Raw genomic sequence first — 13,446 nt, 5'->3', positions numbered from 1 at the left:
CGGCTCCGCTCGTGCTCGCAGGCCGGCGGGATGTCCTACTTGCAGCAAAGGGTGCCGACAGGCGCCCTTTTTTGTTGCCTTTCTCCATGACTTGACGCTAATGGGGTCTCGCACAGGCGGCTTAGCTGCTAAGCTCTCACTTATCAAGGTCAATCATCTTCCTCAGCTTCAGGAAGCCAGCCATCATGGACAAGGCAGTAGCAGACACACATTGCCTCTTGGGGTCACAGCTGCGTGACCCAGACAGCGGGCGCCTGGGTCGCATCGTGGGCATCGATCAGTCCCGCGAGACCCCGGCACTGCTGGTCAATTGGGGCCAGTCGGGCGTAGAGCGAGTGGCGCTTAGCATCACCGAGCTCTCTGACCTGGTAACGGCAAGCCTTGCCCATGAGCGCAATGTACATGGAAGCGCACGTGAAAGTGCACGTGATAATGTGCGTGGAAATGTTAGCGGCGACGGGACTTCCTCTGAACGCCAGCCTTCTCGCTCCGCTGCGCATGCGGCCGAGCGCTCGCGCAGAGACCGCTCGGCGGGTCGCGCTCGAGATGATGACCCTGCACCCAATGCTGCCTCATCGGCAGCGACTGGGGCGGCAGGCTATCGCCCCCTGGCAACCGGCAGCGATGGTCGGCGCTGAGCTTGGGCGCAACTTTCCCAATACCTGGATGTGAGTGAGCATTAATAGCTGCCGGGTGTAACCCTGTTCATTGATTGTATGTCGAGTCAGAAAGCTTTGTGTCGGGCACGGTGGACGCGCTTGATCCTGGCCTTGATTTTAGTTCGAGCCATGAGATTTGGGTATTAGTGCCAGCTGTTCGCGTTGGTCATCAGGTCCAGGTATCGGCGATGAATGCTCGCCCGCCTTTGAGTCTGCCGTTCAATGGCCTTTCAGTCGTCCACTCGTCACCCTTTTTTGATTTCTGAGGTCGCGATGACCGTTCCCTCCCGGTCCGAGCAGGCGGGTCTGTCGCTTTCCTGTGTCGATGCCGTTGCTGCTATCCCGCGTGATGACTGGAATGCTCTGGTGGGGGATGATCATCCCTTCCTGCGTCACGAATTTCTGCATGCCCTGGAAGCCAGCGGCGCGGTGGCGCCGGAAACCGGCTGGGCGCCCAGGCACCTGACGCTATGGCGGGGCGGCGCGCTGGTCGGCGTGCTGCCGAGCTATGACAAGGCCCACTCCTACGGTGAATACGTCTTCGACTGGGGGTGGGCGGACGCTTGGGAGCGTGCCGGCGGGGCGTATTACCCCAAGGCGTTGTCGGCCATTCCCTTTACGCCGGCTCCTGGCCCTCGGTTGGTCCTGGCGCCCGGCGAGGATCGGTTGGCGGCCATGCGGCTGCTGGCGAGCAGTTGGGAGCGGCGCGATATTCTCAGCTGGCACCTGCTGTTTGCCGAAGACGCCGAAGTCGATGACTGGTGCGCCGCTCGTCCCAGGCTCATCGAGCGACGGGGCGTGCAGTTCCAGTGGCAGGACGCAGGCTACGGGGACTTCGACGGTTTCCTGATGGCCATGACGTCGCGCCGGCGCAAGGAGATTCGCCGCGAGCGTCGCATCGTCGCCGATCAGGGGCTCAGTCTGCACCGCCTGGAAGGGGAGGCCATCGACGCGAGCGCCCTCGAACACTTCTACCGCTGCTACCAGATCACCTACCTGGAGCGTGGCCGACAGGGCTATCTGAATATCGAGTTTTTCCAGCGCCTGTGGGAAAGCCTGCCCGAGGCGCTGGTGCTGATTCAGGCCCGGTTACACGGCAAGCCGGTGGCCGCAGCACTATGCCTGCAGGGGCGTCATACCCTCTATGGGCGCTACTGGGGAAGTGAAGTCATGGCTGATTGCCTGCACTTCGAAGCCTGCTATTACCAGGGCATCGAGCACTGCCTGGAGCGGGGGCTCAGTCGTTTCGATCCCGGCACCCAGGGTGAGCATAAACTTACCCGAGGGTTCTCGCCCCGCCGGCTGCGCTCGCTGCATCATATCGCCGACCCTCGCCTGCATGACGCCGTGGCCCGCTTCTGCCACGAGGAAGGCGCTCAGGTCGAAGCTTACTGTCAGCGGGCCGAGGCGTCGCTGCCTTTCAAGCATTGATCACAGTGGGCGGGTGGAGCCGCTCGCCGCTGGTCGAGAGATGATGGCATAATGCGCCCCATCGATTCCCCTGACAGGACCCTTCATGCTCAAGTGGTTGGCCATCGTGCTGGTTGCCCTGATTTTGCTGCTGCAGTATCGACTGTGGTTCGGCGAGGGCGGGCTCAAGGAGTACTCCCAGATCCGGGCCCGGGCCGATGCCATGGAAGAGAAGAACCAGCCGATGCGGGCGCGTAACCAGCGGCTTGCTGCCGAGGTGGTCGATCTCAAGAAGGGGTTGGATGCCATCGAAGAGCGAGCGCGGAGCGACATCGGTATGGTGCGTCGCGATGAGCAGTTCTACTGGGTGCCGGACGTCGACGCCGGCGGGGAGCCGCCATGAGCCGCCTGTGGCTGATCGTGCCGGCTGCCGGCCAGGGAAGGCGCATGGGTGCCGACCGCCCCAAGCAGTATCTGGAGCTGGACGGTCGTCCGGTATTGGCGCATACCCTGTCACGCCTTTACCAGGCCTTTCCTGAGGCCGGTCTCTGCCTTTGCCTGGATGACGATGACCGCTGGTTCGACCCCGCCTGGGTGCCCTTTGCCAACTGGCTTCGCAGTTCGGGCGGGGCGGAGCGGGCCGATACCGTGAGCCTGGCGCTTGCCAGGCTCGGTGATCAGGCCGTCGACGATGACCTGGTGCTGGTCCATGACGTGGCCAGGCCCTGTGTATCCCTTGACGATCTGATCCGATTGCGGGCGGCTCTCGAGCAAGAGTCGGCCGGCGCACTGCTGGCGACGCCGGTGGCCGACACCATGAAGCGTGCCGATGCCGCCGGGCGGATCGCCACTACCGAGCCGCGCAGCGGCCTATGGCACGCCCAGACGCCACAGGGCTTTCGCGTCGGCCTGCTGCGCGAGGCCCTCGAGTTCGCTCGATTGCGAGGCGTGACCGTCACCGACGAGGCCTCCGCCGTCGAGGCGCTGGGAGGCGCGCCGCGTCTGGTGATGGGGCGTCGCGATAATTTCAAGATCACTCATCCCGAAGACCTGGCGCTGGCGGCTCATGTACTGGCCGCTCAGGCTGCGTCTTCACAAGCTTTCGGGAATAGCTCCACATGACGCTGCGAATCGGCCACGGCTTCGACGTTCATCGTTTCGGGGAGGGTGACCACCTGACGATCGGCGGGGTAAGGGTCCCCTTCGAGCACGGCTTCGTCGCCCACTCCGACGGCGATGTGCTGCTGCATGCCGTTTGCGATGCCCTGCTTGGTGCCTGCGCCCTTGGCGATATCGGCCGCCACTTCCCCGACACCGACCAGGCCTGGGCGGGAGCCGACAGCCGTAAGCTGCTGCGCCACGTCATGAGCCTGGTGCAGGATAAAGGCTTTAGGGTCGGCAATCTGGACGTCACGCTAATCGCCCAGGCGCCGAAGATGGCGCCTTACCTAGCGGCCATGATCGACCACCTGGCCGCTGATCTCGACGTCGCGTCCGACGCCGTCAACGTCAAGGCCACGACCACGGAAAAACTCGGCTTCACCGGTCGCGGCGAGGGCATCGCCGCCGAGGCGGTCGTGTTGCTGGAGGCGTGTCCTCCGTCGGGAGCCCGCCATGACGGCTGAAGCGACATCCTGGCCCCCGGCCTGGCCGCGTGCCTTGTCATCGCACGAGACATCGAACGAGGCATCGAACGAGGCATCGCACGAGGCACTGCCGGCCGGCGATTACCGAGCCGTACCCGAAGATTTCGTGGTCGAGGAATGCCTGGGGTTCAGCCCGGAAGGCGAGGGCGAGCACCTCTGGTTGTGGATCGAAAAACGCGCCCTGACGACTCACGAGCTGGCGCGGCTATTGGCCAAGCTGTGCGGCGTGAAGGAGCGCGATATCGGCTATGCGGGTATGAAGGACCGCCAGGCGGTAACGCGCCAGTGGTTCTCGGTGCATTTGCCTGGCCGTGAAGCCCCCGAGGGTATTCAAGCGGCGTTCGATACTAGGTTTGCAAGCGACGATGACCGCTCGGTGCGCCTGCTCGAACAGGCCCGTCATCCGCGCAAACTCAAGCGAGGCGTGCATCGGGGCAACCGCTTTCTGCTGCGCCTGAGTGGTGATGTCGTCGCCGACCCAGCGCTCGAATCCCGCTGGCAGGGGTTGATCGAAGGGGGAGTGCCCAACTATTTCGGCCCGCAGCGTTTCGGTCCCGAGGGACGCAATCTGGCCAGGGCGCGAGCCCTGCTAGCGCGGGGCTGGCGCAAGCGGGACGATCGCCAGGGCATGCTGCTGTCGGCGGCCCGCAGTTATCTGTTCAACCAACTCCTGGCCGCGCGAATCGTGGATAACAGTTGGGCCACGCCATTACCGGGCGAGCTTGTCATGCTCGAGGGCACCGCCAGCCAGTTTCTGGCGGAGGACATCGACGACGCGCTGCGCAAACGTGCGTCGTGCCTGGATGTTCATCCCAGCGGCGTGCTGTGGGGTAGTGGCCGCCTGGCCAGTCAGGGCCAGGCGGCCGAGCGGGAGCTTGAGATGATCGCCTCTGAGCCCCAGCTTGCTTCCGGGCTCGAGGCGGCCGAAGTGCGCATGGGGCGCCGTCCGCTGCGCCTGCGCCTCGACGAGCCGCGTCTGACACGGGACGCTCAAGGACTTCGGCTGGCGTTCGGCCTGCCGCGGGGCGCTTTCGCCACTGCGGTGCTACGTGAGTTGATGACACACCCCACTCTCTAGAGAGGGTGATAACACATGGCCAGCCGTTAAACGGTTGACCTTTCGCCGGCGGTTGCCGGTCGGATGTGGGTAAGGCAAGGAGATCGGATGCACCGTTTGTTGCTGTCCAATGATGATGGCGTCCATGCCCCGGGGCTTCGGGCGCTGTATGACGCCCTGAGTGATCATGCCAACCTGCGAGTGGTGGCGCCTGACCGCGACAAGAGCGGAGCCAGCAACTCGCTGACCCTGAACCGGCCGCTGATGCTGTCGGGGCTGGATAACGGCTTCTACAGCGTCGATGGCACGCCGGCCGATTGCGTCTATCTTGGCGTCAACGGCGTGTGGGAAGAGCGCCCGGATCTGGTCATATCGGGCATCAACCATGGCGCCAACCTGGGCGATGATGTCCTCTACTCCGGTACCGTGGCCGCGGCCATGGAGGGGCGCAACCTGGGCATGTCGGCGATCGCCATGTCGTTGGTCGGCCAGCGTTATTTCGAAACCGCGGGGCGCGTGGCGGCAAGCCTGGTCGGTGCCGCCTCTTCCCTATCACTGCCGCCCCGCAGCTTGCTCAACGTCAACGTGCCGGACCTGCCCTGGGAGCAGGTCCGTGGTTTCAAGGTCACCAGGATGGGGTATCGTGGTCCCGCCGCCAAGCCGATGAAAGTGCTCGACCCGCGTGGCCGCGAGCGTTACTGGATCGCCGCCGTTGGCGAGAACGCCGATGATGGCCCGGATACCGACTTTGCCGCCGTGGAGGCTGGATTCGTGTCGATCACGCCATTGCAGACCGATCTGACGCGCCATGCCGCGCTGGAAGACGTACAGGGGTGGCTGGATGCCTTTGCGTGAGTTGAAAGACCCGGCGCTGATCGGGGTCGGCATGACCTCACAGCGCACCCGGAATCGAATGGCGGGGCGCCTGGAAGAAGCCGGCATCAGCGATGAACGCGTGCTTGATGCGCTGAGCCGAGAGCCCCGTCACCTCTTTCTCGACGAGGCACTGTCGCATCGCGCCTACGAGGACAGCTCCCTGCCGATCGGCCATGGCCAGACCCTGTCTCAGCCATGGATCGTGGCGCGGATGAGCGAACTGGTGGTGGCTGAGGCGCCGCAGCAAGTGCTCGAGGTCGGGACCGGCTCTGGCTACCAGACTCTGATTCTCTCGCGGCTGGTGCCGCGGGTATTTTCTGTCGAACGTATCGCCGCGCTCAAGGAACGGGCCGCCGAGCGGCTTAAGCGGCTGCTGGTGGATAACGTCACGCTGCGTCTGGCCGACGGCGGGCACGGCTGGCGAGAGGCCGCACCCTTCGACGTGATCCTGCTTACAGCCTGCGCCAGTGAACTGCCGCCGACGCTGCTCGATCAGCTGGCGGAGGGCGGTGTCCTGATCGCTCCCCTAGAGGATGATGCCGGCCAGCAATGGCTGACGCGGGTGCGCCGCCAGGGCCAACATTTTGAATACCAGCGGCTTGAGCCCGTGCGCTTCGTGCCGCTATTACAGGGAGTCATACGTTGAAGCGGTCCTATTCAGTCTTCCTCAAGGGTACCGGCATGGGGGCCGCCGATGCGGTGCCCGGCGTCTCCGGCGGTACTATTGCCTTTATCACCGGCATCTATGAGGAATTGATCTATTCCATCAAAAACTTCGGGCCCAGTGCCTGGGGCGCCTGGCGGCGTGGTGGCCTCAAGGGGTTGGCGGTTCATCTCAATCTCGGTTTCGTGATCCCTCTGGTGCTGGGGATCGCCGTCAGCCTGGTAAGCGTTGCTCACCTGGTCACCTACCTGCTGGACAACCAGCGGTTGCTGCTCGATGCCTTCTTCTTTGGCCTGGTCGCTGCCTCGGCCTGGATCGTGAGTTGTCGCCTGACCGACTGGCGAATCTGGCATGTGCTGCCGTTGGTTGCAGGCCTCTTGCTGGCGGACGGTCTGCCAGCGCTGATGCCGCTGGTGGGTGGTCTGGGCAGTGAGGGCTTGATGCTTGGCGTGGCGGGTGCGATCGCCATCAGTGCCATGCTTCTGCCGGGCATTTCAGGCAGTTTCCTGCTGCTGACCATGGGGCTCTATAGCAATGTGATGGAGGGCATCAAGGCCTTCGACGTAGTGCTGATGGTGCAATTTGGGCTGGGATGCTTGGTGGGGCTGATGACCTTCTCGCGGCTGCTATCCTGGTTGCTTTCACGTTTTCATACCGCGACCCTGCAACTGCTGATCGGCTTCATTCTCGGGTCCTTGCCCTTGCTTTGGCCCTGGCGGGAGTTGGTTAGCTACCGTCTGGGTCCCGATGAGCAGATCATTCCCATGGAATACCGATATCTGCTGCCCAATGACTATGCCCAACTGACGGGCGATCCGTCGGCTCTGTTACCGGCCGTGGCTCTGATGCTGGGCGGCCTGATTCTGGTGCTGGCGGTGGGGCGTTTTGCTTCACCGACCGCCAGCCACTGACAAGGAGGAAGTGTGCGATGCGCAAGGCTCTATTGGCCTCTGCCGTGACGTTGTCCCTGGCCGCCTGTGCGGCCCAGCCCCCGGAAGGGGCAAATGGCATACAGGTACAAGATCTCTCGTTGACCCGTAAGCAGGCGACTACCGGCACTTATACCGTTGAACCCGGCGATACCCTTTACGGCATTGCCTGGCGTTATGAAATGGATTTTCGCAACCTGGCCCAGCTCAACGGCATTACGCCTCCCTATCGCATTCAGCCTGGCCAGCAGTTGCGCCTGTCAGACGGCCAAGGCGGCGATCAGCAGGGAGCCGCCATCGCTCAGGCCGAAACGACGGATGGGGCTCAGGCCAGCCCGGCTAGCAGTGGCGGTGGTGAAAGCCCGGATTGGCTGGCGCCGGATACTTCGGCCATCGAGCGTAACCGCCGGCTGACTTCTACACCGCTATCCGATGCGTCGAGTGGGCAGGCCGGTCAGCAGGCCCAGGCATCAGCGGCCGGCAGTGGCCAAGCCGCCAATCAGGGAGCCAGCCAGGGGGCTGACCAACACTCAGCGCAAGCCGATGGCGAGCAAGGACCGGGGCCTGTCTATAACTACGAAAGCCCCGGTGCCGATGGGGAACTGAGTGCTGCCGACCGAGCTGAGCGGGAAGCCCGTGAGCAGGCAGAGGCCGTCGAGCAGCAGCAACAGGATGCGGACGCGACGCAGACCAAAACGGAAACGGCTTCAGCCCAGTCTCCCCAGCAAGGCCAGTCGTCACAGCAAGGCCAGTCGTCACAGCAAGGCCAGTCGTCATCTCGCCAGGCTGACGCCGGCGCTGCAGTTGCCGGGGGAAGTGAACCGGCTTCCGAGCGACGCACCTATCAGCCCGTCGATGAGGTGCCTTGGCAGTGGCCTGCTGACGGCGAGGTGATCAACGGCTTCGGTGAAGGCTCGAGCATTACGGCAGGCATTGATATCGGAGGTCAAAAGGGTCAATCTGTCAAGGCGGCTGGCCCAGGAATTGTGGTCTATGCAGGGGATGGCGTACGGGGATACGGGAACCTGATCCTGCTTAAGCACAATAATCAGTTCTTGAGTGCCTATGCCCACAATGACAGTCTGCAGGTGAAGGAAAACGACGTGGTCGAAGCCGGTGAAGTGATCGCCACCATGGGAGATACCGACGCCGATGCCGTCAAACTGCACTTCGAGGTGCGCAAGGATGGGCAGCCCAAGGATCCCCTGGATTTCCTTCCTGGGCGGTGACCCGCAGCGCTTGACGCAGGCGCAAGCCTACGACAGAAGCTTAATGGCCAGGTCGTCGCTATCGCAGTATAAGTGCTCGGGGCGGTCTGGCCATGGCTAAGAAGATAGTGGGGTAGCGAGATGAGCATGCTTGAACGGGATCTTCAGGATGTCGAGATAGAGGATATCGAAACGACCGTTGACGATGAGGTCGATGAAGCACAAGAGAAAGATGAACGCGCGTTCGAGAAGGCCCTGAATCGGGAAGAGAATACCTATCATCACAGTCTCGATGCTACCCAGATCTATCTCAACGAAATCGGTTTCTCGCCACTGCTGAGTCCCGAAGAAGAAGTGCATTTTGGTCGTCTCGCCCAAGCCGGTGACCCTGCTGGCCGCTCGCGGATGATCGAGTCCAACCTCCGGCTCGTGGTCAAGATCGCCAGGCGCTACTTGAACAGGGGGCTGTCGCTGCTCGACCTGATCGAGGAAGGCAACCTCGGCCTCATTCGCGCCGTGGAAAAATTCGATCCCGAGCGTGGATTTCGCTTCTCTACCTACGCGACCTGGTGGATTCGTCAAACCATCGAGCGGGCGCTGATGAATCAGACGCGTACCATTCGACTGCCGATTCACGTGGTCAAGGAACTCAATATCTATCTGCGTGCGGCCCGTGAGCTGACGCAGAAACTCGACCATGAGGCGACCGCCGAGGAGATCGCCGACTTCCTCGACAAACCAGTGTCGACGGTCAAGAAGATGATGGGCCTCAATGAGCGGGTGTCTTCGGTGGATTATCCGATGGGCGGTGAGAGCGACAAGCCGCTGATCGAGACGCTGGCCGATGACAATGACCATGGCCCCGAGTCTTCGCTGGTCGATGGCGATGTTAAACAGCACGTGGATGATTGGCTGGCCGAGCTCACCGAGAAACAGATGGAGGTGGTGGTCAGGCGCTTTGGCCTGCGCGGTCATGAGGCGGCAACGCTCGAAGAAGTCGGTGAAGAAATTGGTTTGACCCGTGAGCGAGTTCGCCAGATTCAAGTGGAGGCGCTAAAGAAGCTGCGGCGCGTCCTCGAGAAGCAGGGGCTATCGCTGGACGCCATCTTCGAGTGACCCTCCCGAGATACGCCGCGATGCCTGCATCGCGGCGTTTTTGCGTCTGCTCAAGCCTTGCCTCATCTTAGCGCTCGGATCCGTTGCTGCTGACAATGCCGTTCCGGGCGTTTTCCCGCCTCTCTCCCTGGTATTCTCGCGTGCGATTTTCGGTTGCCATGGTGGTCTGAAATACTCAGGGCATGGCTGATAGGCTGATGGCCTTCATTAATTATATTTAGCAGTCTTTTTAGCCGTAAATTTAGCTAAAATTGGTCAAAAAATCCGTGAAAAAGCCTGCAGGATGACAAATAATCTTAGCCTCTTTTTTGTCCTCTCTTACCTGGCCGGAGACCTCCATGGCTCGCCCCCTGATCGCCGACATCGACCTCAATGCCTTGCGTCATAACTATTGCCTGGCAAGAGACCTGGCGCCGCATAGCCAGTCGGTGGCGGTACTCAAGGCCGACGCCTACGGCCACGGTGCCGTGGCCTGTGCGCGGGCGCTCGAGGATCTGGCGCCGGCCTTCGCGGTGGCCTGCCTCGAAGAGGCGGAAACGCTGCGCGCGGCGGGGATCGAGGCGCCGATCGTGCTGCTCGAGGGCATCTTCGAGGCGCCGGAGCTTGAGCGAGTGGATGCCCTCGGCCTGTGGGTGGCGGTGCATAGCGAATGGCAGGTCGAAGCGCTGCTGTCGTTCACGCCTCGTCGCCCCATTCCTGTATGGCTAAAGGTCGACTCCGGTATGCACCGCCTGGGCTTTCCCCCGGCTCAGGCCGCCGATATCTGGGCGCGCCTGCAGGCGGCGCCCGACCATGTCGCCGACCTTCATCTGATGAGCCATTTCGCTACCGCCGACGCTCTCGAGCCGGGCTATTTCCGCCGCCAGCTCGATTTGCTCAATGCGCTGGCTAAGTCCCTCGATGCGCCGACCTGCCTGGCCAACTCGCCTGCCACCCTGGCTTGGCCCGAGGCCCATGGTGCCTGGAATCGCCCCGGAGTGATGCTCTATGGAAGCGACCCCCTGGAGGGCGCCAATGACGCCAGCCGTTCTCTGGTGCCGGTGATGACGCTGCGTTCCGAGATCATCGCCGTGCGTGAGATCGATGCCGGCGAGCCGGTGGGCTATGGCGGGCGTTTCAAGGCGCCGCGCCCGACTCGCATCGGCGTGGTGGCCTGTGGCTATGGCGATGGCTATGATCGCCATGCGGTGGATGGCACCCCGTTACTGGTGGACGGCCAGCGTGTGGGGCTGGCCGGCAAAGTGTCGATGGATATGCTGATCGTGGATATCACCGATCTCCCGTCTGCCGGTATCGGCAGCGAGGTGGTGCTATGGGGCCAAGCGGCCAACGGTGAGGTGCTATCGGTGGATGAGGTCGCCCGTTACTGCGATACCATCAGCTATACGCTGCTTACCGGGGTGCTGCCGCGGGCGCCGAGGCGGTATCATGGTGGCTGATCCGCCCCTGAACTAGAGAAATGCATGTCACAGGACGACACCAAAACCGATACCAAGACCGGCACCCAGGCCTCCTTCGCCCATCCTCGCTACTGGCCGACCTGGCTGTCGATTGGGCTGATGCGCCTGATCGCCTGGCTGCCCTGGTGCCTGAAGCTCGCCATCGGTCGCCTGATCGGTCTCTTGGCCTGGCGTTTTGCCAAGCGCCGTCGGCACATCACCGAGACCAACATCCGGCTGTGCTTTCCCGAGCGGGATGAAAAGGCCCAGGCTCGTCTGGTGCGCGAGGCCTTCATCGCCAATGGCATGGGGCTGGTCGAGACCGCCACCGGCTGGTGCCGAGACCCGGAGCATCTTCGCCACCGCGTCACCTTCAAGGGCCAAGAGCACATGGTGCGTGCACAGGCCCAGGGCAAGGGAGTGCTGATTATCGGCGTGCATTTCTCGACCCTGGACCTGGGCGGGGCTTTGCACTCACTGTTCTTCCCTGCCGATGTGGTCTATCGCCCGCATGACAATCCGCTATTCGAACGTTTCATGACCAAGGCGCGCAACCGGATCTTCGGCCGAGCCATCGATCGACACGACCTGCGTGGCGTGGTGCGCCGGATCAAGGCCGGGAACAACGTCTGGTATTCGCCGGACCAGGATTTCGGGCGTGACGCCAGTGTCTTCGCGCCCTTCTTCGGTATCAATGCGGCGACCATCAAGCTCACCGCCAAGATCGCACGCATGACCGGCGCGCCGGTCATGCCACTGATTTTCCACCGCAACCCCGACGACCGCACTTACACTCTCGAATACCTGCCGGCATTGCAGCATTTCCCGAGCGGCGACGAGGTGGCCGATGCGACTCAGGTCAATGCGGTCATCGAGGCGGCGATCCGCCGCCACCCCGAACAGTATCTGTGGCTGCATCGCCGCTTCAAGACTCGCCCACGGGGCGAGGCGGGCTTCTACTGAGCGCGTTGTGGCTCACCTGATGGCGTGAGCGTGCTCGTTGGCCCATGTAGATCGCTGGATGCCCAGCCAAAGAGTGTCTCAATACGGCGTTACCGGCTTCTCCTTCGGCGTCGGCAGTTCGGCGGGAAGCGAGAGACGATGCTCGCCGCTGGCTAGCCGCTCGCCGATGAATTGCCGATCCAGGAGGTGAGTGCCGCGCTCGGCGAGGCTGGCAATCACCCGCTCGGCATGGCGTTGGATGGTGGTGAGCTCGGCTTCCTCGGCGAACAGCGACAGCGTCTTCAGCGACTTGAGCAGGGCGAGGCCGATGCTCACATCATCCTTGCCGTAGTGCAGGATCGGGTTGACTAGCCGGTAGAGCAGGCTATCGAAGCGTTCGGTTTGCCAGATCACGCGCCGTTTTCCCTGCTTATCGGTAAGGGTGTTGCAAGGATGAAACTCCAAGCGCCGGCATAGTAGTTCGGTTAGCTGGTGCAGGCAGAGGCGAGCCGTGCCCGGATCGTTGATGCCTGGCGACAGCGCTTTGACGGCGACCTCCATCAGCTGCGTCAAGCCGTTGACGTAAAGATCCTCGGCGACCTCCCCCTCCACGTAGACCAGCAGCCCCAGTGCCGATGCTTCGAAGCGCTCTCCGGGGGGCTCGGAGGCCTCTATCGTGAACAGCGGAAAGCCCTCCACCGTGAAGTCGCCGAAGCTGAAGTTCAAGTGCACCACCACATCGGCCTCGATGGCCAGGCGTGCCAACGCCTCGATATCGGCGTTCTGGATATAGCCGCTGCGGCGTGCCTTGATGCGTGGCCAGTGGGGCTGTACCGACTGTGATGTCGGCCGGTGACACCACCCCGGGCGTTGCTGGCGCGTCTCTAGCTTGGCAAGCGACTTGCGGGTGGCCTGGTGCAGGCCACGATTCACGGCATTGATCTGCACCGACTGGGAGGCGTTGTGAATGAAGTAGACAAAGAGCCCCAAACAATGGGTGACCATGGCCACGCCCAGATAGGTGCTCAGCGAACGCCAGGTGCTGGGTACATCACCGCTCACTGGAATCATCAGCAGCATCAGGATGAACAGGATGGTGCCCAGGTAGTGGCCGAGAACTCGCTGATGATGACGTTCGGTGATCAGTCCGAAGACCAGCTTGTGAGAAAAGTTGCCGCCGGCCTGGGTCAGCACCGACATCACCATGGAAAAACTGAACACGGTCAGCGAGATCATGGCGGCAATCAGCGTCGACAGCAGGGTGCGCGGCGTTTGTATATCCGTGAAGCGAATGCCTGTCAGAAGGTCCGGCAGTGGCAAGCGCTCGCCCAGCGGAAGAACGGCCAAGAGTCCTAGCACCAGATACAGCATGGCCAGCAGGCTCGGCAGGAAGGCAATGCTCTGTCGAAAGCTCAGAACGCGATTGATCAGCCAGCGTATGGGGTTCGTCATGAGCACATCCCTATGAAGATCATGCGTGAGTTATCCCCTTTGTAGACG

Annotated in this window: 15 protein-coding genes; 13 read left to right on the top strand and 2 right to left on the bottom strand. The window is 62.5% G+C overall.

Annotated elements, in window-relative coordinates; all coding sequences use genetic code 11:
- Window positions 1-224: 224 nt before the first annotated feature.
- On the bottom strand, window positions 225-404 hold the full coding sequence (locus tag HUS66_RS17640; RefSeq protein ID WP_217487932.1) for a hypothetical protein: 180 nt from the start codon (window positions 402-404) through the stop codon (window positions 225-227).
- Between the two features lie 10 nt (window positions 405-414).
- On the opposite strand from HUS66_RS17640, the gene HUS66_RS05210 reads away from it, so the two are divergent.
- From HUS66_RS05210 to lpxL, 13 genes are all read left to right on the top strand, one after another.
- A complete protein-coding gene (locus tag HUS66_RS05210; RefSeq protein ID WP_175069898.1) occupies window positions 415-672 on the top strand; it encodes a hypothetical protein in 258 nt (85 codons plus the stop codon).
- Between the two features lie 260 nt (window positions 673-932).
- Window positions 933-2,090 carry a GNAT family N-acetyltransferase gene (locus HUS66_RS05205; protein WP_175069897.1) on the top strand — a complete coding sequence of 386 codons (1,158 nt, stop codon included), beginning with the start codon at window positions 933-935 and terminating at the stop codon, window positions 2,088-2,090.
- An 85-nt stretch (window positions 2,091-2,175) separates the two neighbouring features.
- Window positions 2,176-2,472 (top strand): cell division protein FtsB, encoded by a 297-nt coding sequence (gene ftsB / locus HUS66_RS05200; RefSeq protein WP_175069896.1) that lies wholly within the window; start codon window positions 2,176-2,178, stop codon window positions 2,470-2,472.
- Complete coding sequence (gene ispD / locus HUS66_RS05195; protein ID WP_175069895.1) at window positions 2,469-3,191, top strand: 2-C-methyl-D-erythritol 4-phosphate cytidylyltransferase; 723 nt, start codon at window positions 2,469-2,471, stop codon at window positions 3,189-3,191. Before ftsB ends, ispD begins: the two co-directional genes overlap by 4 nt.
- Window positions 3,192-3,193: 2 nt before the next feature.
- On the top strand, window positions 3,194-3,694 hold the full coding sequence (gene ispF, locus HUS66_RS05190; protein WP_282848314.1) for a 2-C-methyl-D-erythritol 2,4-cyclodiphosphate synthase: 501 nt from the start codon (window positions 3,194-3,196) through the stop codon (window positions 3,692-3,694).
- Window positions 3,684-4,793 (top strand): tRNA pseudouridine(13) synthase TruD, encoded by a 1,110-nt coding sequence (gene truD, locus HUS66_RS05185; RefSeq protein WP_175069893.1) that lies wholly within the window; start codon window positions 3,684-3,686, stop codon window positions 4,791-4,793. The genes ispF and truD overlap by 11 nt, the downstream gene beginning before the upstream one ends.
- Window positions 4,794-4,880: 87 nt before the next feature.
- A complete protein-coding gene (gene surE / locus HUS66_RS05180; protein WP_175069892.1) occupies window positions 4,881-5,627 on the top strand; it encodes a 5'/3'-nucleotidase SurE in 747 nt (248 codons plus the stop codon).
- Window positions 5,614-6,294, top strand: a complete 681-nt coding sequence (locus HUS66_RS05175) for a protein-L-isoaspartate(D-aspartate) O-methyltransferase (protein WP_175069891.1) — start codon at window positions 5,614-5,616, stop codon at window positions 6,292-6,294. Before surE ends, HUS66_RS05175 begins: the two co-directional genes overlap by 14 nt.
- Window positions 6,291-7,223 carry a DUF368 domain-containing protein gene (locus HUS66_RS05170; RefSeq protein ID WP_254628700.1) on the top strand — a complete coding sequence of 311 codons (933 nt, stop codon included), beginning with the start codon at window positions 6,291-6,293 and terminating at the stop codon, window positions 7,221-7,223. Before HUS66_RS05175 ends, HUS66_RS05170 begins: the two co-directional genes overlap by 4 nt.
- Window positions 7,224-7,240: 17 nt before the next feature.
- Complete coding sequence (locus HUS66_RS05165) at window positions 7,241-8,470, top strand: peptidoglycan DD-metalloendopeptidase family protein (protein ID WP_175069890.1); 1,230 nt, start codon at window positions 7,241-7,243, stop codon at window positions 8,468-8,470.
- 120 nt (window positions 8,471-8,590) lie between these two features.
- Window positions 8,591-9,565 (top strand): RNA polymerase sigma factor RpoS, encoded by a 975-nt coding sequence (gene rpoS, locus HUS66_RS05160; protein WP_175069889.1) that lies wholly within the window; start codon window positions 8,591-8,593, stop codon window positions 9,563-9,565.
- Between the two features lie 338 nt (window positions 9,566-9,903).
- A complete protein-coding gene (gene alr, locus HUS66_RS05155; RefSeq protein ID WP_175069888.1) occupies window positions 9,904-11,004 on the top strand; it encodes an alanine racemase in 1,101 nt (366 codons plus the stop codon).
- A gap of 24 nt (window positions 11,005-11,028) precedes the next feature.
- Window positions 11,029-11,967, top strand: coding sequence for an LpxL/LpxP family Kdo(2)-lipid IV(A) lauroyl/palmitoleoyl acyltransferase (gene lpxL / locus HUS66_RS05150; protein ID WP_175069887.1), 939 nt, complete (start codon window positions 11,029-11,031; stop codon window positions 11,965-11,967).
- A gap of 78 nt (window positions 11,968-12,045) precedes the next feature.
- On the opposite strand, the gene HUS66_RS05145 is transcribed toward lpxL, so the two are convergent.
- Window positions 12,046-13,398 carry a DUF2254 domain-containing protein gene (locus HUS66_RS05145; protein ID WP_175069886.1) on the bottom strand — a complete coding sequence of 451 codons (1,353 nt, stop codon included), beginning with the start codon at window positions 13,396-13,398 and terminating at the stop codon, window positions 12,046-12,048.
- Between the last annotated feature and the right edge of the window lie 48 nt (window positions 13,399-13,446).

This window comes from Onishia taeanensis (assembly GCF_013349955.1).
Lineage (GTDB): Bacteria > Pseudomonadota > Gammaproteobacteria > Pseudomonadales > Halomonadaceae > Onishia > Onishia taeanensis_B.
Note: the sequence above shows the minus strand (reverse complement) of the source record. Positions and strands in the feature narration are given on the sequence as shown.